This window comes from Acidovorax sp. SRB_24 (genome assembly GCF_012931925.1).
On record NZ_MWOM01000041.1, the window covers coordinates 1 to 18,207 of the forward strand.

The window sequence follows — 18,207 nt, forward strand, 5'->3', positions numbered from 1 at the left end:
GCGTTGACGCGAAAGCGCGCCAGGCCCTCGATCTCGAACGAGAAGTCGACTTCGAGGAACTCTTCGTAGGCCTTGCGCTGCGAATCGCTCATGATGTCGTAGACCATCGCGTGCACCGTCTTGTGGTCGAGCGCGTCGACGTTGATGCGCCGCACGTCGCCGTGGACCCGGATCATCGGCGGCAGCCCTGCGGACAGGTGCAAATCGGATGCCTTGTTCTTGACGCTGAAGGCCAGCAGCTGGGTGATGTCCACGGATCCGTCCTTCTCTCGTTTGGTACGCTCGGCGGTCATTATGACGATGATTGTTAACAACCTCCAGCAAGTGCAACAGCGTATTGCACGCGCATGCGCGCAGGCCGGGCGCGATCCGGGCAGCGTGGCGCTGCTCGCGGTCTCCAAGACCTTCGGGCCCGAGGCCGTGCAGGAAGCGGCCGCCGCCGGGCAGAGCGCCTTTGGCGAAAACTACGTGCAGGAGGCGCTCGACAAGATGGCGGCCTTGTGCGCCCTGGGCCACCGGCCCTTGGAGTGGCACTGCATCGGCCCGCTGCAAAGCAACAAGACGCGCCCGGTGGCCGAGCATTTCGACTGGGTCCATACGGTGGACCGGCCCAAGATCGCCGAGCGCCTGTCCGCGCAGCGGCCGGCCCACCTGCCGCCGCTGCAGGTATGCCTGCAGCTCAACGTGGACGGGGGTGCCACCAAGGCGGGCGTGCCGCCGGGCGAGGCCCTGGCCCTGGCGCGCGCCGTGGCGGCGCTGCCGCGGCTCACGCTGCGCGGCGTCATGAGCATTCCCGAGCCTGCTAGTGAATTTGAAGCGCAGCGCGCACTGCACCTGCGCGCGAAGGACGTTTTTGACCAGATTCTGGCCACCGGCGGCGCGGGCTTGGAGCGGTTTGACACGCTGTCGCTGGGCATGACCGCCGACCTCGAAGCGGCCGTGGCTGCCGGCAGCACGCTGGTGCGCGTGGGCAGCGGTATTTTTGGCGGCCGCGTGCGCGCTGCCGCAGCCTGAAAGCCAGGGCCGGCAGGGCAGGCCACCGCTGGCGCGGCGAATTTTCAATGAAAACGGCCTCCAGGCCTTACCAGGCAAGCGCCTTCAGCTATCAAAAAGATAGGCGATGGCGCCGCGGCCACGACTACGCCAGCGCAAACGCCTGCACGCGGGCGAGCGCCTGCGCCACGTCGGCGGCGCCCACGTCCAGGTGCGTGACCCAGCGCAGCCGGGTCTGGCCGCCATGGGCGCCGCTGGTCACGCGCACGCCGCCCTGGGCCAGCCAGGCGGTGAACTGCGGCGCCACGGCCGCATCCACATCGGTGAACAAAATGTTGGTCTGCGCCGGGTGCACCACCAGGCGCCCCGCCAGCAGCGGGTGCGTGTGCGCCGCCTGCTGCAGGCCCTGGGCCAGCTCGTGCAGCAGCGCGTGGTCGTCGGCCAGGCGGCGCACATGGTGCTGCAGCGCGTGCTGGCCCGCGGCGGCCAGTAGCCCGGCCTGGCGCATGGCGCCGCCGAGGATCTTGCGCGTGCGCCGCGCCTGGCGGATGAAGTCGCGCGTGCCCAGCAGCAGCGAGCCCACGGGCGCGCCCAGGCCCTTGCTCAGGCAGACCGAAGCGGTGTCGAAATGCGCGCAGATGGCGCGCGCCTCGGCGTACACATCGCTGCCGTTCGCCGCGGCATTGGCGGTTGCGGCGTTGAACAGGCGCGCGCCATCGAGGTGCGTGGAGAGGCCCCGTGCGCGCGCCAGCTGCGCCACCTCGGCGATGTAGGGCGTGGGCAACACCTGGCCGCCGGTGGTGTTCTCGAGCACCACCAGGCGCGTGCGCGCAAAGTGCGGGTCGTCGGGCTTGATGGCCGCAGCGATGTCGGCCAGCCGCAGCGTGCCGTCGGCCTGCGTCTCCACGGGCTGCGGCTGGATCGAGCCCAGCACGGCCATCCCGCCGCCCTCCCAGCGGTAGGTGTGCCAGCTCTGGCCGACGATGGCCTCGTCGCCGCGCTGGCAGTGGCCCATGAGCGCGATCAGGTTGGTCTGCGTGCCGGTGGGGGCGAACAGCGCGGCCTCGAAGCCCAGCAGCTGCGCCGCATGGTCCTGCAGCGCATTGACCGAGGGGTCGTCGCCGAATACGTCGTCGCCGAGCGGCGCGGCCTGCATGGCGGCGCGCATCGCGGCGGTGGGCTGGGTCACGGTGTCGCTGCGAAAATCTGGCATCGGGGCGCTTTCGGTGTCAAAAGCGCCGATCGTAGCCCGCTCTGCCCCGTCTGGCCGGGGCAGGGGCATGGCCCGCGGGCCGGCTGCGGGGCGCGGGTCGGGGCACCGGCTGCGTGCTAAGCTGATTTGCCCAGCGCGTGGCCCCGCTGCCACCCGGTCGGACGGGGCGCCGCGCTCCTCTTTTTGATCCCTTTCTTGACGGAGATGCTCCATGCCCGGTCTGTTGCCCGATATCGATCCCGATGGCCTGCTTGAGTTTTCGGTGGTCTACACCGACCGTGCGCTCAACCACATGTCCCAGCGCTTCACGGGGGTGATGCAGGACATCCTGGGCACGCTCAAGGAGGTCTACCACGCCCACACTGCCGTGCTCGTGCCCGGCAGCGGCACCTTCGGCATGGAAGCCGTGGCGCGCCAGTTCGCCAACAACGAGAAGGTGCTGATCGTGCGCAACGGCTGGTTCAGCTACCGCTGGAGCCAGATCTTCGACGCCGGCGGCTTTGGCCTGGGCGGCGGCGCCGTGGTCTGCAAGGCGCGCCCGCAGGGCAGCGGCGCGCAGGCGCCCTGGGCGCCGTGCCCGGCCGACGAGGTGGCCGCCACCATCCGCGCCGAAAAACCCAAGGTGGTGTTCGCGCCCCACGTCGAAACCGCCAGCGGCATCCTGCTGCCCGACGCCTACCTGCGCACCGTGGCCGACGCCGCGCACGAGGTGGGCGCGCTGTTCGTGCTCGACTGCGTGGCCTCGGGCGCGATGTGGGTCGACATGCAGCAGACCGGCGTCGACGTGCTGATCAGCGCGCCGCAAAAGGGCTGGAGCAGCTCGCCGTGCTGCGCCATGGTGATGCTGTCGCAGCGCGCGCGCGAAGCCATCGAGCACACGCAAAGCTCGAGCTTCTCGTGCGACCTGAAGAAATGGATGCAGATCGCCGAGGGCTACGAGAAGGGCCAGCACGCCTACCACACGACCATGCCCACCGATGCGCTGGTGCGCCTGCGCGACGTGATGGCCGAGACGCGCGCCTACGGCTTTGCCAAGGTGCGCGAGGAGCAGATCGCGCTCGGCGCCCAGGTGCGCGCGCTGCTCGAGTCGCGCGGCTTCCCCAGCGTGGCCGCCGACAGCTTCAAGGCGCCCGGCGTGGTCGTCAGCTACACCACCGACCCCGGCATCCAGAGCGGCAAGAAGTTCATGGAAGTCGGCCTGCAGACCGCCTCGGGCGTGCCGCTGCAGTGCGACGAAGGCCCGGACTTCAAGACCTTCCGCATCGGCCTGTTCGGGCTCGAAAAATGGCACAACGTCGAGCGCACCGTGGCCCATGTGGCGCGCGCGCTCGACGCGATGGGCGTGCCGGCCTGAAGGGCCTGGCGCCCGCTTCCACACCACAGAAAGACCTGTTCCATGACCCGTTTTGTTCCTGCCCTGATCGCCATCGGCGCGTTTGTCGCTATGGGCGCCGCCCAGGCCGCCGCCCCCGTCACCACGGCCAGCGGCCTGGTCTATGAAAGCCTCAAGGACGGCACCGGTGCCAGCCCCAAGGCCAGCGACACGGTGCGCGTGCACTACCGCGGCACCTTCCCCGATTCGGGCAAGGAGTTCGACAGCTCGATCGCGCGCGGCCAACCGATCGAGTTTCCGCTCACCGGCGTGATCCCGTGCTGGACCGAGGGCGTGCAGAAGATGAAGGTGGGCGGCAAGGCCAAGCTGACCTGCCCGCCCGCCATCGCCTACGGCGCGCGCGGCGCCGGCGGCGTGATTCCGCCCAACGCCACGCTGAACTTCGAGGTCGAGCTGCTGGGCATCAAGTAAACGGCCCCGCGCTGCGGCGCTGCGGCATTGCGCAGGGTGCCCGCCGGGCGCTGCGGTGTGTCGCAGTGCGCGCGCTCATTGATTGATAGCTGTGAGCGCTTGGCCAGTCAGCGTTTGCGGCAGTTTTGGCTTGCATGCCTGGAAAGCGGCCTGCGCTGACAGCGGCAGCCGGCGCAGCGTGCTACGTTGGCGCTTTGCCTGCACGGCGCCACCGCACCCAAGCCCATGCCCGACCAGACCGCTGCGCTGCAACGCGCCAAACGCTTCGCCCTGGCCTTGCTGCTGCTGGCCACGGCAGTGTTCGTGGCGACGAGCCTCGCGCCCCGCAGCCTGGCGGTCGATGGACTCAAGGCCGTGGCCGAGGCCGCCATGGTCGGCGCGCTGGCCGACTGGTTTGCGGTGCGCGCACTGTTCCACCGCGTGCCGATCCCGTTCATCGCACGCCACACGGCCATTGTTCCGCGCAACAAGGACCGCATCGGCCGCAACCTCGCCCGCTTCGTGCGCGACAAGTTTCTCGACGCCGACTCGCTGGTCGCATTGGTGCGCCGCCACGATCTGGTGGCGCGCGTGGGCGAGTGGCTGCTGGCGCCCGGCCACGCGCAGCTGCTGGGCCAGCAGGTGGCGCGCATGCTGTCGGCTGCGCTCGACATGGTGCAGGACCGGCAGGTCGAGCATTTCATCCGCAAGGCCGCGCGCACGCTGATCGGCCAGATCGACCTCTCGCAGGCCCTGGCGCGCACGCTCGGCGCGCTCACGCAGGGCGACCGCCACCAGGCGCTGCTGGGCGACGCCATCGCGCAGCTGATCGCGCTGCTGCAGCGCGAGGACACGCGCACGCTGATCGCGCGCACGCTCGTGCACTGGCTCAAGACGGAGCATCCGCTCAAGGAAAAGATGCTGCCCACCGACTGGCTCGGCGACAAGGGCGCGGCCATGCTCGCGCATGCGCTCGAAGGCCTGCTCGCCGAGGTGGCCGCCAACCCGCAGCACCAGCTGCGCGCCAAGTTCGACGAGGCGGTGCAGCTGTTCATCGCGCGGCTGCAGAGCGACCCCGCCTGGGCGCGCAAGGCCGACGAAATCCGCCACTACCTGCAGACCAATGCCACGCTCGGGCGCTACGTGCAGGAGCTGTGGCAGGGCCTGCGCGCGTCGCTGCAGCGCGATTTGGCCGACGGCCATTCGGCGGTGGCGCGCAACGTACGCGCCATGGGCCAGTGGCTGGGCGCGTCGCTGGCGCAGGACCCGGCACTGCGCGAGGCGCTGAACGCGCGGCTCGCGCAGTGGGTGCACGGCCTGGCGCCCGACGTGGCGCAGTTCGTGGCGCAGCACATGGAGGACACCGTGCAGCGCTGGGACGCGCAGGAGATGTCGCAGATCATCGAGCTGAACATCGGCAAGGATCTGCAGACCATCCGCATCAACGGCACCGTGGTCGGCGGGCTGATCGGGCTGGTACTGTTCGCCGTCTCGCACATGGGCGAGATTGCGCGGGCGATGGGGTTGGCAGGAGGCTGAACCGGCGCGCCCGCGCGGGCCATGCGGGGCTTAGTCGGGGGCGCGGTCGTCTGCCGCTGCGTCGGCCGCCCGGTCAGCCGCCATGTCGGCGGCGTGCTGCGCCTGGAGGTGGCGGGCGATCTGTGCCCAGGCCTGCGCGGCCTCGGCGTCCTGCGCCCAGGCGTAGCAGCTGGCCACGTGCATGGCGGTCGGCGCGTGGTGCGGGTCGAGCGCAAAGGCCGCTTCGCACTGCGCGGCCGCGTCGCGCCACAGGCCGACGGCATCGTCCGAGCCTTCCTTTTGCAGCGCGTGCGCTTCGGCAACCAAGGCCTGGCCGACGCGCAGCGCAGCTTCGTGGTTCTCTGGGTCGGCCGCATGAGCCTGGCGAAACAGCGCGCCCGCCTGCCGCCACAGCGCACGCGCCGCCGCAAAGTCTTGCGTGGCCACGGCCTGGGCCTGGGCGACGAGGGCGTTGCCGGATTGGAGGAGGGTGGATGGGGTCGCGGTGGTCATTGGACAGGGTGGGGAAAGAGGATGTTGCTGTGGATTGTCTCTGGTGTGCTGGCTGTTATCGCCCACAAGTCGCCTGTGGCTTCTGGCAGAAGCGGTCACCAAACGCCGATTTAGGCTGCACTCGCATTCATGAATGCTGCAGTGTTCTCGTACTTTCGGCGCACTTGCGGATCGAGCGCCTCAAAAGGGCCGAAATACTGAGCGAAACCTTCGTAGACCTGCTTGGCATTTACTGGGAGCGAGGCCGCGATACTATTCCTGAGGATTACTGGCCAGTTGACCGCGTACCCAGGTTGTGCACCTCCATCGACAGGAATATTGGCGGGGGAAACGATGTCTGAGGTCCCAGACTGGAGACGCGCTTCGATCGCACGGCGATAGACTTCCTGAGATGTAACGATGCCGATCCATTTGGCGGATTCACCAAGGCGATAAGCCTCGATGAGTGCCGGTCCGGCGTACATGGACTCATTTAGATTGAAGAAGAAGGTGCCAACGGCAACGCCGATACGAACAGGGACGCAATAGTGGAGCGCCCTGCTCAGCAACTGTGTTGCCATGACCAGGATGGTTCGTAGGTCGTTGAGTGCCGCACCGCGAGAGAACAAGACAATGGTGTCCGAGAACGTGACCGTGTAAACGTGCTGTGGGGTTGCGACTGTCTGCGCCGTATCCAGAAAAGTTAGCGACGTGGCGTGCGCGTCTTTGCGCGCCTCCACAAGTTGGCCCAGAAGACTCCATACGAGTTCTGGGTCCTTTTCGACGAGCGCGGACATTCCGAGCACGTCAATGTGGACGACAAAGCGCTGGTGTTCAACGATGGTAGGCATTGCGGATGAATGTCGAAAATCTCTTTTGCATCGTTGGCTTGGAATGCATGTCTGGATAAATATGCAGGTATATCAATCCGAGAAAGACGCCGCAGGCAGAACTGCTTGGGCGCACTAGGTTCTGTAGTGTGACAGACCGTTTCTTGGCTACCCGCCAGAGGTCTCTTATGGGTTGAAAGGGGGCTTAAATTGCCAATATCCCCGCAACGGCTTTGCCGGCCATACAACCCAGTGCGAGCACCAGCGCCACGGTTCAGCGTCTGGATGAGCTCGCGGGGTTGAACAAGCCTAGCGGGTCGAAGGCGGATTACAGGGCCAACATCCGCGCGTTTTCTTCGGTGCTGATATCCATGCAGCTACGGCCGGTGCGCCTGCAGCCCGTCAAGGCAGGGCGCAGGCGTCGTCCAGCCCGGCCATTCCCGCCAGCTTCTTCAGGCGGGAGCGGTTGTCCAGGCAGGCCTGGTGCTGGGCTTCGGCCGTTTTTTGCTGGGCCAGACGCAGCGCGTTGGCGCGTTCGGCCTGCAGCTGGGCGATGCGCTCGCGGATCTGCGGCATGGCGGCCAGGGCGGCTTTTTCGCCTTCCACGATGGCAAGGGCGCGCTGGCTGAAGTCGGCAGAACCGATATCGAGCACCTTGGGGCGAATGACGACGTCGGCGCGCGCCAGCTCGGCCTGGCCGAGCTTCTGGCCCATGATGGCAATCGACTGGCCGAGCGTGCCCAGCATGCCGTCGGGCGTCTTGCCCCGGGCCTTGTTCGAGATGTCCACGGCAATCACCACATCGGCCCCCAGCTGGCGGGCTGCATCGACGGGCACGGGGCTGGTGATGCCGCCATCGACAAAATGGTATTTGCCGATGGTGACGGACTGGAACACGCCGGGGATGCTGCTGGACGCGCGCACGGCCTGGCCGGTGTTGCCGCGGGCAAACACGGTGCGCTCGCCGTCTTCGAGCCGCGTGGCCACGGCCACGAAGGGCTTGGTCAGCTGCTCCAGCGGTTTGCGCTGCACCTGTTCGTTCACATAGTCTTCGAGCTTCTGGCCCAGCACCAGCCCGCCCGACGACAGCTGCAGGTCGCGGATCTTGGTTTCATCGAGGGCCACGGCCTTTTCCTGCAGCTCGAACGCATCCATGCCGCTCGCATACAGGGCGCCGACCACGCTGCCCGCGCTGGTGCCTGCCACCACGGCAGGCGTCAAGCCGTTGGCTTCGAGCATCTTGATGACGCCGATGTGGGCAAAGCCCTTGGCGGCGCCCCCGCCCAGCGCAATACCGATGCGCACGGGTGCGGCCGGGGTGCTGGCTGCCGCTGTGGGAGCCGCCGCAGAGGGGCTCGGCGGAGCGCTGCTGCAAGCGGCCAGCGCCAGCAGACACCCACAGGCCAGGGGACGCAAAAAGGCGTTCAAACGCATGCCGGGAGCTCCTGCTGTCATGGGGCTGGGCAGTATAGCGGCGGGGGCAGAGCGGGATCTTGCGAGAGCTTTGCACTCTCAAAACAAGAGCTGCCAGCGCTTGCCTGGCAAGCGTTTGGGCCCAAAATGGCCTGGAATCCCTGTGCGGGTTTCAGAAGCGCGGCAGATCGGGGTGCTTGATCTGCCCGCCGCGCACCAGCATCTTGCCGTACTCGGCGCAGCGGTTCAGTGTCGGGATGACCTTGCCGGGGTTGAGCAGGCCGGCCGGGTCGAACGCGGCCTTGAGGCCGAACATCTGCGCGTTCTCTTCGGCGCTGAACTGCACGCACATGCTGTTGAGCTTCTCGACGCCCACGCCGTGCTCGCCGGTCACGGTGCCGCCCATGGCCACGCTGGTCTCCAGGATGTCGGCGCCGAACAGTTCGCAGCGGTGCAGCTGGTCGAGGTCGTTGGCGTCGAACAGGATCAGCGGGTGCAGGTTGCCGTCGCCCGCGTGGAACACGTTGGCGCAGCGCAGCTCGTACTTTTTCTCCATGTCTTGAATGGCCAGCAGGATGTCGGCCAGGCGCTTGCGCGGGATGGTCGAGTCCATGCACATGTAGTCGGGACTGATGCGGCCGCTGGCCGGAAAGGCGTTCTTGCGCCCGCTCCAGAAGCGCAGGCGCTCGGCCTCGTTCTCGCTGACGGCAATGGCGGTGGCGCCGGCGGCGCGCAGCACGGCGCTCATGCGGCCGATCTCCTCTTCGACCTCTTCGGGCGTGCCGTCGCTCTCGCACAGCAGGATGGCTTCGGCCGTGAGGTCGTAGCCGGCCTTCACGAAGTCCTCCACCGCGGCGGTCATCGGCTTGTCCATCATCTCGAGGCCGGCCGGAATGATGCCGGCGGCAATCACGTTGGCCACCGCGTCGCCAGCTTTGCGCACGTCGTCGAAGCTGGCCATGATGCAGCGCGCGAGCAGGGGCTTGGGGATGAGCTTGACGGTCACTTCGGTCGCCACGGCGAGCATGCCCTCGCTGCCGATCACGGCGGCCAGCAGGTCGTAGCCGGGCACGTCGAGCGCGTCGCTGCCGAAGGTGACGGGCTCGCCCTCGGCCGTGAAGCCCTGCACCTTGAGCACGTTGTGCACCGTGAGGCCGTACTTGAGGCAGTGCACGCCGCCCGAGTTCTCGGCCACGTTGCCGCCGATGGTGCAGGCGATCTGGCTGCTGGGGTCGGGCGCGTAGTACAGACCGTACTGCGCGGCGGCCTCGCTGATCGCGAGGTTGCGCACGCCGCACTGCACCACGGCGGTGCGGCTGACCGGGTCGATCGTCAGGATCTGGTTGAACTTGGCCAGCGACAGCGTCACGCCCAGGGCGTGCGGCATGGCGCCGCCCGAGAGGCCGGTGCCGGCGCCGCGCGCCACCACGGGCACGGCCAGGTGGTGGCAGGCCTGCAGCACGGCCTGCACCTGGTCATAGGTTTCGGGCAGCGCCACCACCAGCGGGCGCTGGCGGTAGGCGGTCAGGCCGTCGCATTCGTAGGGCGTGGTGTCTTCGCTGTGCCACAGCAGCGCGTGCGCCGGCAGGTGCAGGAGCAGCGCCTGCACCACCTCGGCCTGGCGCGCGGCGCGCGCGGACGGCGCGGCGGCAGCAGGCGCGGGCGGGGCGGCGGAAAGGGGGCGGCTGGCAGAGGTCATGCACGCCACTTTAGGCGATGTGGCGCGCCGTCGCCGTGATGTTTATTGCAGCCGGATGTGAAATGTGCTGCCATGGGCAGCGCACTGAATGCTATCGAAAAAGAAGCTATGGGCGCTTGCTGCATAAGCGCCAGAGGCCAATTTGGCTGGTTTTACACCATGGTCTTGCGCAGCCATTCGGCAAAGGCCGCGCATTCCCAGCGGTCCATCGCGCCGGTGCGCCAGCACAGGTAGTGCGCGTGCGGGCTGGGCACGTCGATGTCGAACAGGCGCACCAGCGCGCCATTGTCCAGCCAGGGCGCGCCGAGCTTGAGCCGCACCAGCGCCACGCCCATGCCGGCGGCGGCGGCGTCGCACATCAGGCCCACGTCGTTGAACTGCGAGCCTTCCTGCGGTTCGGGCCAGGCCAGGCCGGTGGCGGCGAACCAGGTGCGCCAGGGCTCGAGCGGGCTGCGCAGCAGCGGCGTGCCTTCGAGGTCTTCGGGCCGCTCGAAGGGGCCGTGCTCGCGCACGAAGGCGGGCGAGGCCAGCGGCGTGACGACGTCGCGCGCGATCTCGACGTGCTCGACGTCGGCATAGTGGCCGGCGCCAAAGCGCACCATGAGGTCCGCGTCCTCGGCCACCACGTCCAGGAGCGGAATCGACACCTGCAGCGCCAGATCGATCTCGGGGTAGGCCTCGGTGAACTGGCGCAGGCGCGGGATCAGGATGGCGCGCGCGAACGTCGGCGTCACCGCCAGCTTGAGCCGGCGCTTGCCCGGCGCGGCGGCCGCACCCGGAAAGCGCTGCAGCGCGCCCAGGCCCTCGCGCACATGGGCCAGGTAGGCGCTGCCGTCGGTGGTCAGCGAGAAGTCGGCGCGGCCGAACAGCTGCGTGCCCAGGATCTGTTCGAGTTGCTTGACGCGGTGGCTCACGGCGCTGGGCGTCACGCACAGCTCGTCTGCCGTGAGCGTGACGCTGCGCAGCCGCGCGAGCGCCTCGAAGGTCAGCAGGCACTGGATCGGCGGGATGCGCCGTGCCAGGGCCAGTGGGGGTGGCAGACCGACGGGCGATGCGGCGCTGCGCATGGCGCTCAGCGAAAGACCACGGTCTTGTGGCCGTTGAGCAGCACGCGGCGCTCGCTGTGCCACTTGACGGCGCGCGCCAGCACCTGGCTTTCGGTGTCGCGGCCGCGGGCCGTGAGGTCTTCGACGGTGTCGGTGTGGTCTGCGCGCGCCACGTCCTGTTCGATAATCGGGCCTTCGTCGAGGTCGGCCGTGACGTAGTGTGCGGTGGCGCCGATCAGCTTCACGCCGCGGTCGTGGGCCTGGTAGTAGGGCTTGGCGCCCTTGAAGCTGGGCAGGAAGCTGTGGTGGATGTTGATCGCGCGGCCCGCCAGTTTGGTGCACAGGTCGTTTGACAGCACCTGCATGTAGCGCGCCAGCACCACCAGCTCTGCGCCCTCGGCCTCGATGATTTCGTACTGTTTGGCCTCGGCCTGGGCCTTGGTGGCGGCCGTGACGGGGATGTGGTGGAAGGGAACGTTGTAGCTCGCGGCCAGCTGGTAGAAGTCGCGGTGGTTGCTGATGATGGCGCGGATGTCCACCGGCAGCAGGCCTGACTTCCAGCGGAACAGCAGGTCGTTCAAGCAGTGGCCGTCGCGGCTGACCAGGATCACCGTGGGCACGGGCTGGTGGGTCGCGTGCAGGCTCCAGCGCATCTGGTGCGGCTGGGCAAAGCTGGCCAGGCGCTCGGACAGGGCCGAGTGGTCGTGTTCGATGCAGGCAAACTGCACGCGCATGAAGAACAGGCCGGTGGCCGGGTCGTTGTACTGCGCGGCTTCCTCGATGTTGCCGCCGTGCTCCATCAGGAAGCCGGAGACGGCATGCACCAGCCCCAGTCGGTCGGGGCAGGACAGGTTCAAAACATAGGCTTGGGTCATAGCGGCAGGATTGTCGCAGCATGGCCGGGGCCCGAAGGGGCAGTGGGGCATTGATGGACACAAGCGGCGAAACAAAACGGGTACGGCCCTGGCATGGGCTGGTGCTGTACCTGGCCGTGGGCGCGTGCTGGGTGCTGGCGGGCGACCTGTTGCTGGCCGCCATGGCGCTCGATGTGGCGGCGGTGCAGCGCTACCAGCTGTGGAAAGGCTGGGTGTTTGTGCTGGCGACGGGCGCCCTGGCCTGGTGGCTGCTGCGGCACATGCAGGCCGCCGACAGCGCGCAGGCCCTGGCCGCGCAGCACACCGCGCATGTGCTGCGCCATGCGCCGGCCGGCATCGCGCGCGTCGGCATGGACGGCAGGATCGTGTGGGCCAACGAGCGCCTGAGCGAGCTCACGGGCGTGGCCGTGCCCGCCTTGCAGGGCCAGGACTTTCGCGACCTGGTGCAGGCCACCGACCGCGGCTGGGCTCAGCGCCAGCGCGAGCGCCTGCTGGCCGGCGAGATCGACCACTACCAGGGCGAGCGCCAGTGCCGCCAGCCCGGCACCGGCGCGCTCGTGCCCGTGGTGTGCACCGTCACGCTGGTGCCCGCTGCGGGCGCCGAGGCGGCCCACCTGGTCTGCGCGCTGCAGGACATCCGCGAGATCCACGCGGCGCGCGAGGCGCTCGAGCGCAGCGAGGCCGGGCTGCGCCTGGCGCTCGAAGGCAGCGGCAGTGGCATGTGGGACTGGGACCTGCAGGCCCGCAGCGGCATCGCCTGCGCCGGCCTGCAGCGCTTGCTGCGCTACCGCGGCGCGGACTTTGCGCAGGCCTTTGCCCTGGGCGAGCGCCTGCACCCGGCAGAGCGCTGGCGCGTGCTGCGCGCGGCGCGCCGCGCGGTGGCGAAGGGCGCGCGCTTCAGCGAGGCCGTGCGCATCCTGTGTTTCGACGGCCAGTACCGCTGGTTCACGGCCAGCGGCCAGCGCCACCTGGACGCACAGGGGCGGCCGGCGCGCTTTTCCGGCATCCTGACCGACCTCACGGACCAGCGCCGCGCCGACGCGCGCCGGCGCCTGGCGGCCACCGTGGTCGACAACACGATGGAAGGCGTGGTCGTGACCGATGCGCAAAGCCGCATCCTGTCGGTCAATGCGGCCTTCACGCGGCTGATGGGCTACACCGAGGACGAGCTGCTGGGCCAGACGCCGCGCATCTTCAAGTCGGGCCGCCACGACCGCGCGTTCTATGAGGGCATGTGGGAGCACGTGCAGCGCACCGGCCACTGGCAGGGCGAGATCTGGAACCGGCGCAAGAGCGGCGAGGTGTTCCCCGAGCACATGTCGCTGAGCGCGGTGCGCGACGCGGCGGGGGCGGTCACGCACTATGTCTGCATGTTCATCGACATCTCCGAGCAGAAGGCGCAGCGCCAGCGCCTGGAGTTCCTGGCGCACAAGGACCCGCTCACGGGCCTGGGCAACCGCGCCTGGTTCAGCGCGCAGCTGGACAGCGCCGTCGCGCAGGCCCGTGGCAGCGGGGAGCATCTGGCCGTGCTGCAGCTCAACCTGGACCGCTTCAAGGATGTCAACGACAGCTATGGCTACGCCGTGGGCGACCAGGTGCTCGCGCACATTGCGCGCCAGGTGCAGGCGGTGCTGCGCCCGGGCGATCTGCTGGGGCGCATGGCGGGCGACGAAATGGCAGTGGTGGTGCGCCACCTGCGCCATGCGGATGGCGCGGCGGCCGTGGCACGCCAGCTGATCGCGGCCGTGGGCGAGCCGTGGCGCTCGCCCGAGGGCTTCGAGGTGGTGGCCGGTGCCAGCGTCGGCATCTGCCTGTTCCCCGAGCATGCCGACACCGGCCAGGCGCTGGTGCAGGGCGCGCACGCAGCAGTCTATGGCGCCAAGGCGCGCGGGCGCGGCGCGTGGTGCTTCTTCCACGAGGACATGACGCAGGCGGCGCGCGAGCGGCTGGCGCTGGAGGCGCGCCTGCGCCTGGCGATGGCCCAAGGGCAGTTGCACATGCACTACCAGCCCCAGGTGGACATCGCCACGGGCCGCATCGCCGGGGCCGAGGCGCTGCTGCGCTGGCACGATCCCGCAGAAGGCATGGTCTCGCCGGCGCGCTTCATCCCGGTTGCCGAGTCGTCGGGCCTCATCGGGCCGCTGGGCGAGTGGGTGCTGGGCGAGGTCTGCCGGCAGGGGCGCCGCTGGCTCGACGACGGCCTGCCGCCCCTGACCCTGGCGGTCAACGTGTCGCCGCGCCAGTTCCACCTCTCGGACCTCGTCGCCTGCACCGAGGCAGTGCTCAGCGAGACCGGCTTCCCGGCCACGCACCTGGAGCTCGAGATCACCGAAAGCGTGCTGGCCGACCGGCCCGAAGAGGCGCTGCAGGTGCTCACGCGCCTGGGCGACCTGGGCATGCGCCTGGCGGTGGACGACTTTGGCACGGGCTACTCGTCACTGGCGCTGATCAAGCGCTTCCCGATCGACGTGCTGAAGATCGACCAGGGCTTCATCCGCGAGATTCCGCACAGCGCGGGCGACATGGCGATCAGCGCCGCCATCATTGCCATGGGCCACAGCATGGGCCTGCAGGTGGTGGCCGAAGGCGTGGAAACGGCGGCCCAGCTGCAGTTCCTGCGCGAGCGCCATTGCGACACCTACCAGGGCTACTTGCGCAGCCGGCCGCTGCCGGCCGCCGAGTTCGCCGCGCTGCTGCGGGCGCAGGCCGACGGCGGCGCGCCCGCCTGAGGGCTATGGCTTCGCGGCCTGCGCCGGCCACTGCCGGCGCAGGTCGGCGCAGGCGTCGTGCGTTGGCAGCGGGGCCGTTTCCTCGACCCAATCCGCTTCGTTTTTGATAGCTTTCGGCGCTTTCCCCGCCTGCGCTATCGCCACTTTTGACACCAAATCGCCGGGCAGGTGCTGCGGCACGCCGAGGCCGCGCTGCACATGGCCAAAACCGGCCACCACCAGCACCACCTGGCCGGGCCGGTGCGCGGCCGCTGCGGTACGCGCCAGCTGGAGGTCGCGCGCGATCTGCACGCGCACCATGCCGGGCAGCATCTCCTCGGGCAGCAGGCCGCAGTGGCCGTCGCGAACGGCCTCCAGCTGGCGCGCGCGGGCGGCGGCGGGCAGCTGCGCATCGAGCGCTGCATCGGCCATGGCGGCTTTCAGCGCCTGACGCGGCAGGTTGCCGCCCAGCACCGGCACGCCGGCGCGCACGGCGGCCATGGCCACGGGGCCATAGGCGGCCCAGGGCCAGGCGGCGTCGCTCCAGCCCAGCGCCGACTGCACGGCGGCCTCGCTCGCACCGGGCGCCAGGCCCTGCGTGCTGTGGCCCGCTTCGGCCATCTCCATCACCAGCGCGGCGAGCTGGCCGCGCTGCGCCAGCCACTGCACGGTGGCGCGCTCCCACTGCTGGTGCTGGCGGGCATCGTGCTGCTCGCCCAGCAGCAGCACGTCGGCCGGCAGCAGGGCCTGGCGTGCGGGCGCCGAAAGCGGCGCCGGTGCCGGCGCCTGCGCGGCGCACCCGGTCAGCAGCGCCACGGTACAGAGCAGCAGGGGCAGGGAGCGAATCCACATGGCTGCCATGGTAGCGGTACGCCACATCCATCTCTTACACTGGCCCGATGCGCAAGGCCCCCACCACGCTGACCACCAAGCTCCTGGCCATGGGTGCGAGCTTCCTGCTGGTGGCGCTGACCTCGATCGGGCTGACCCTGTGGGTGGCCTGGAAGCTCGAAGGCGGGGCCGCGGCCGTCAACGAGGCGGGGCGTCTGCGCATGCACACCATGCGCATGGCGCTGGCGCTGCAGACCGAATCCCCTCAAGAGCTGCGCGCGCTGACACAGAATTTCGACACCAGCCTGGAACTGCTGCGTACCGGCGACCCGGCGCGCCCGCTGTTCGTGCCCTGGGGCGAGGACACGCACACGCGCTTTACCGAGGTGCGCACCGCCTGGGCGAGCACGCGCGCGCAGTGGACGGCGGAGCCGCCGCCCCCGGTGCAGCAGGTGGTGGCGCAGGCCGATGCGAACGTGCGCCTCATCAACGGGCTGGTGCATGCGATCGAGCTTGAAAGCGCGCGCTGGACTTCGGTGCTGCACCTGCTGCAGCTGTCCATGATGGGCCTGGCCATCGCGGCGGCCGTGGCCTTCATGGCCCTCAGTTACTGGGTCGTGCTCAACCCGGTGGCACGCCTGCACCAGGCGCTCGCGCGCATGCGCCAGGGCGCGCTCGACACGCGCCTGGCGGTGGAGTCCGATGACGAGTTCGGCGAACTGGCCGCGGGCTTCAACCGCATGGCGCAGGCCTTGCAGGCCTCGCACACCGACCTCGAGCGCAAGGTGCGCGAAAAAACCGCCAGCATCGAAGACAAGAGCCAGCGCCTGGCTGCGCTGTACGAGGTCAGCGCCAAGGCCTCCGAGGCGCCCAGCCTGGAAGTGCTGGCGCAGGGCTTCGTGCAGCAGGCGCGCCGCATCTCCCGGGCCGACGCGGCGGTGGTGCGCTGGTCCGACGAGGGCAACGAGCGCTATGTGATCCTGGCCACCGACGGCCTGCCGCGTGCCATGGCCGAGCAGGAGCAGTGCCTGCACGCCGGCAGCTGCCTGTGCGGCCAGCCGCAGCAAAAAGCGCGCACCCGGGTGATTCCGATCGTGCCCACGTCCAGCATGCTGCTGGCGCACTGCCAGGAGGCGGGCTATGCCACCCTGGTGGCGCTGCCGGTGGTGGTACACCAGCGCGTGCTCGGCGAGCTCAACCTGTTCTTCCGCACGCCCGTCGAGCTGACGGACGACATGCGCGAACTGCTCGAAGCCATGGTGCGCCACCTGGCCAGCTCCATGGAAGGGCTGCGCGCAGCGGCGCTCGAGCGCGAAGCCGCCGTGGCCGAGGAGCGCGGCCTGCTGGCGCGCGAACTGCACGACTCGATCGCCCAGTCGCTCGCGTTCCTGAAGATCCAGAGCCAGTTGCTGCGCGACGCCGTGGCCAAGAACAACATCTCCGGGCGCGACCGCAGCTTGGCCGAGCTCGATGTCGGTGTGCGCGAGTGCTACGCCGATGTGCGCGAGCTGCTGGTGCACTTTCGCACGCGCACCAGCGCCGAAGACATCGAGGCGGCGCTGCGCACCACACTGTCCAAGTTCGAACACCAGACCGGCATCGCCACCGAACTGGCCATGGACGGCCACGGGCTGCCGCTCGCGCCCGATGTACAGATCCAGGTGCTGCACATGCTGCAGGAGGCGTTGTCGAACGTGCGCAAGCACGCGCACGCGAGCCGGGTGCAACTGCGCGCGCAGCGCCATCCGCACTGGCGCTTCGAGGTGCAGGACGACGGTGTGGGCTTTGACATGGTGGCCACCGCGCCGGAATCGGTGCACGTGGGCCTGGGCATCATGCATGAGCGCGCGCGCGGCATTGGCGCGCACGTGCACGTGCGCTCGGCTCCCGGCCAGGGCACCACCGTGTGCATCGAGCTGCCGGCCAGCGCGGCGGGCGCACCCCTGGCCAGCGGCAACGCCGCCGCCCTTGCGGCACCTTCTTTCCCATTGCACCCAACCACGCAAGCGCATGAACCGACCACCCGCCCCCATCAAGCTGTTCGTAGTGGATGACCACACCCTGTTCCGCCGCGGCCTGGTGGCGCTGCTGGGGCAGGATGAAGATCTGCAGGTGGTGGGCGAGGCAGGGGACGCCGCGCAGGCGCTGCGGCTGGCGCCCGCGCTGCAGCCCGACGTGGTCCTGATGGACAACCATTTGCCTGGCGTGAGCGGCATCGATGCCATCAAGGACCTGCGCCAGCAGCTGCCGCTCGCGCGCGTGCTGATGCTGACCGTGAGCGAAGACGCGCAGGACCTGGCCATGGCACTGCGCAATGGCGCGCATGGCTACCTGCTCAAGACCATCGATGGCGACCTGCTGGCCGATGCCATCCGCCGCGCCGTGCGCGGCGAGCCGGTGGTAAGCCTCGAACTGATGGGCAAGCTGGTGGCGGCGTTCCAGGCGCAGGACAGCCCGGCGCCCGCGGACGGCGCGGCCGCGGCGCCCTGCGCCATGCCGGACGAGGCCGCGCCGGCACCGGCGGCGTTGACGCCGCGCGAAGAAGAGGTGCTGCGCGAGATCGCCCGCGGCGCCAGCAACAAGGAAATCGCGCGCACGCTCGACATTGCCGAGACCACCGTGAAGATCCACGTGCAGCACATCCTGCGCAAACTCGAGCTGACCTCGCGCGTGCAGGCCGCGGTGTACGCCACCGACCGCCAGCGCGTCGCCTAGTTCTTTGGGACGAGGCGGCCGGGGCGGCGCCTAGTTCTTTTGCCACGCGGGCATGCCTCGGCAGGAGGATGGCCGAAGACGCCATGGCAGG

The 18,207-nt window shown here is 69.3% G+C and carries 15 protein-coding genes and 1 pseudogene; 7 read left to right on the forward strand and 9 right to left on the reverse strand.

The genetic code is table 11. The features are described from left to right. Window positions 1-254, reverse strand: a pseudogene (locus B2J89_RS14035) (twitching motility protein PilT); the annotation flags it as partial. 40 nt (window positions 255-294) lie between these two features. On the opposite strand from B2J89_RS14035, the gene B2J89_RS14040 reads away from it, so the two are divergent. Further along, window positions 295-1,014: a YggS family pyridoxal phosphate-dependent enzyme gene (locus B2J89_RS14040; protein WP_169169685.1), complete on the forward strand. Its 720-nt coding sequence runs from the start codon at window positions 295-297 to the stop codon at window positions 1,012-1,014. A 124-nt stretch (window positions 1,015-1,138) separates the two neighbouring features. Here the strand turns inward: B2J89_RS14040 and ltaE are convergent, their stop codons facing one another. After that, complete coding sequence (ltaE, locus tag B2J89_RS14045) at window positions 1,139-2,206, reverse strand: low-specificity L-threonine aldolase (RefSeq protein WP_169169686.1); 1,068 nt, start codon at window positions 2,204-2,206, stop codon at window positions 1,139-1,141. Window positions 2,207-2,417: 211 nt separating this feature from the next. Here ltaE and B2J89_RS14050 point away from each other — a divergent pair, with 211 nt between their 5' ends. The 3 genes from B2J89_RS14050 to B2J89_RS14060 all read left to right on the forward strand — a co-directional run bounded on the left by B2J89_RS14050 (window position 2,418) and on the right by B2J89_RS14060 (window position 5,528). Then, a complete protein-coding gene (locus B2J89_RS14050; protein ID WP_169169687.1) occupies window positions 2,418-3,560 on the forward strand; it encodes an aminotransferase class V-fold PLP-dependent enzyme in 1,143 nt (380 codons plus the stop codon). A 42-nt stretch (window positions 3,561-3,602) separates the two neighbouring features. Continuing rightward, window positions 3,603-4,010: an FKBP-type peptidyl-prolyl cis-trans isomerase gene (locus B2J89_RS14055; protein ID WP_169169688.1), complete on the forward strand. Its 408-nt coding sequence runs from the start codon at window positions 3,603-3,605 to the stop codon at window positions 4,008-4,010. 225 nt (window positions 4,011-4,235) lie between these two features. Further along, on the forward strand, window positions 4,236-5,528 hold the full coding sequence (locus tag B2J89_RS14060; RefSeq protein ID WP_169169689.1) for a DUF445 domain-containing protein: 1,293 nt from the start codon (window positions 4,236-4,238) through the stop codon (window positions 5,526-5,528). Between the two features lie 30 nt (window positions 5,529-5,558). On the opposite strand, the gene B2J89_RS14065 is transcribed toward B2J89_RS14060, so the two are convergent. The 6 genes from B2J89_RS14065 to purU form a co-directional block, all read right to left on the reverse strand. Beyond that, the gene (locus B2J89_RS14065; protein ID WP_169169714.1) at window positions 5,559-6,020 is read right to left on the reverse strand and encodes a hypothetical protein; all 462 of its coding nucleotides are present in this window, start codon (window positions 6,018-6,020) and stop codon (window positions 5,559-5,561) included. Window positions 6,021-6,130: 110 nt separating this feature from the next. After that, window positions 6,131-6,850 (reverse strand): hypothetical protein, encoded by a 720-nt coding sequence (locus tag B2J89_RS14070; protein ID WP_169169715.1) that lies wholly within the window; start codon window positions 6,848-6,850, stop codon window positions 6,131-6,133. Window positions 6,851-7,231: 381 nt separating this feature from the next. Further along, complete coding sequence (locus tag B2J89_RS14075) at window positions 7,232-8,263, reverse strand: patatin-like phospholipase family protein (RefSeq protein WP_169169716.1); 1,032 nt, start codon at window positions 8,261-8,263, stop codon at window positions 7,232-7,234. Between the two features lie 151 nt (window positions 8,264-8,414). Beyond that, window positions 8,415-9,941 (reverse strand): FAD-linked oxidase C-terminal domain-containing protein, encoded by a 1,527-nt coding sequence (locus B2J89_RS14080; protein WP_205763836.1) that lies wholly within the window; start codon window positions 9,939-9,941, stop codon window positions 8,415-8,417. Window positions 9,942-10,093: 152 nt separating this feature from the next. Further along, on the reverse strand, window positions 10,094-11,008 hold the full coding sequence (locus B2J89_RS14085; RefSeq protein ID WP_169169693.1) for a LysR substrate-binding domain-containing protein: 915 nt from the start codon (window positions 11,006-11,008) through the stop codon (window positions 10,094-10,096). A gap of 5 nt (window positions 11,009-11,013) precedes the next feature. Beyond that, the gene (purU, locus tag B2J89_RS14090; RefSeq protein ID WP_169169694.1) at window positions 11,014-11,862 is read right to left on the reverse strand and encodes a formyltetrahydrofolate deformylase; all 849 of its coding nucleotides are present in this window, start codon (window positions 11,860-11,862) and stop codon (window positions 11,014-11,016) included. Window positions 11,863-11,915: 53 nt separating this feature from the next. Here purU and B2J89_RS14095 point away from each other — a divergent pair, with 53 nt between their 5' ends. Beyond that, window positions 11,916-14,591, forward strand: coding sequence for an EAL domain-containing protein (locus tag B2J89_RS14095; RefSeq protein ID WP_169169695.1), 2,676 nt, complete (start codon window positions 11,916-11,918; stop codon window positions 14,589-14,591). A 3-nt stretch (window positions 14,592-14,594) separates the two neighbouring features. On the opposite strand, the gene B2J89_RS14100 is transcribed toward B2J89_RS14095, so the two are convergent. Continuing rightward, window positions 14,595-15,422 (reverse strand): ChaN family lipoprotein, encoded by an 828-nt coding sequence (locus B2J89_RS14100; protein ID WP_169169696.1) that lies wholly within the window; start codon window positions 15,420-15,422, stop codon window positions 14,595-14,597. 47 nt (window positions 15,423-15,469) lie between these two features. Here B2J89_RS14100 and B2J89_RS14105 point away from each other — a divergent pair, with 47 nt between their 5' ends. Further along, window positions 15,470-17,455: a type IV pili methyl-accepting chemotaxis transducer N-terminal domain-containing protein gene (locus B2J89_RS14105; RefSeq protein WP_169169697.1), complete on the forward strand. Its 1,986-nt coding sequence runs from the start codon at window positions 15,470-15,472 to the stop codon at window positions 17,453-17,455. Next, window positions 17,412-18,116 carry a response regulator transcription factor gene (locus B2J89_RS14110; protein WP_169169698.1) on the forward strand — a complete coding sequence of 235 codons (705 nt, stop codon included), beginning with the start codon at window positions 17,412-17,414 and terminating at the stop codon, window positions 18,114-18,116. The genes B2J89_RS14105 and B2J89_RS14110 overlap by 44 nt, the downstream gene beginning before the upstream one ends. Window positions 18,117-18,207 lie beyond the last annotated feature (91 nt).

What these genes read in the sequence shown, in the direction of transcription:
- B2J89_RS14070 (WP_169169715.1), bottom strand. Translation starts at nt 6,850, where the DNA reads ATGCCTACCATCGTTGAACACCAGCGCTTTGTCGTCCACATTGACGTG.
- B2J89_RS14065 (WP_169169714.1), bottom strand. Translation starts at nt 6,020, where the DNA reads ATGACCACCGCGACCCCATCCACCCTCCTCCAATCCGGCAACGCCCTC.
- B2J89_RS14050 (WP_169169687.1), top strand. Translation starts at nt 2,418, where the DNA reads ATGCCCGGTCTGTTGCCCGATATCGATCCCGATGGCCTGCTTGAGTTT.
- B2J89_RS14085 (WP_169169693.1), bottom strand. Translation starts at nt 11,008, where the DNA reads ATGCGCAGCGCCGCATCGCCCGTCGGTCTGCCACCCCCACTGGCCCTG.
- B2J89_RS14080 (WP_205763836.1), bottom strand. Translation starts at nt 9,941, where the DNA reads ATGACCTCTGCCAGCCGCCCCCTTTCCGCCGCCCCGCCCGCGCCTGCT.
- B2J89_RS14105 (WP_169169697.1), top strand. Translation starts at nt 15,470, where the DNA reads ATGCGCAAGGCCCCCACCACGCTGACCACCAAGCTCCTGGCCATGGGT.
- ltaE (WP_169169686.1), bottom strand. Translation starts at nt 2,206, where the DNA reads ATGCCAGATTTTCGCAGCGACACCGTGACCCAGCCCACCGCCGCGATG.
- B2J89_RS14060 (WP_169169689.1), top strand. Translation starts at nt 4,236, where the DNA reads ATGCCCGACCAGACCGCTGCGCTGCAACGCGCCAAACGCTTCGCCCTG.
- B2J89_RS14110 (WP_169169698.1), top strand. Translation starts at nt 17,412, where the DNA reads ATGAACCGACCACCCGCCCCCATCAAGCTGTTCGTAGTGGATGACCAC.
- B2J89_RS14100 (WP_169169696.1), bottom strand. Translation starts at nt 15,422, where the DNA reads ATGTGGATTCGCTCCCTGCCCCTGCTGCTCTGTACCGTGGCGCTGCTG.
- B2J89_RS14075 (WP_169169716.1), bottom strand. Translation starts at nt 8,263, where the DNA reads ATGCGTTTGAACGCCTTTTTGCGTCCCCTGGCCTGTGGGTGTCTGCTG.
- B2J89_RS14040 (WP_169169685.1), top strand. Translation starts at nt 295, where the DNA reads ATGACGATGATTGTTAACAACCTCCAGCAAGTGCAACAGCGTATTGCA.
- B2J89_RS14095 (WP_169169695.1), top strand. Translation starts at nt 11,916, where the DNA reads ATGGACACAAGCGGCGAAACAAAACGGGTACGGCCCTGGCATGGGCTG.
- purU (WP_169169694.1), bottom strand. Translation starts at nt 11,862, where the DNA reads ATGACCCAAGCCTATGTTTTGAACCTGTCCTGCCCCGACCGACTGGGG.
- B2J89_RS14055 (WP_169169688.1), top strand. Translation starts at nt 3,603, where the DNA reads ATGACCCGTTTTGTTCCTGCCCTGATCGCCATCGGCGCGTTTGTCGCT.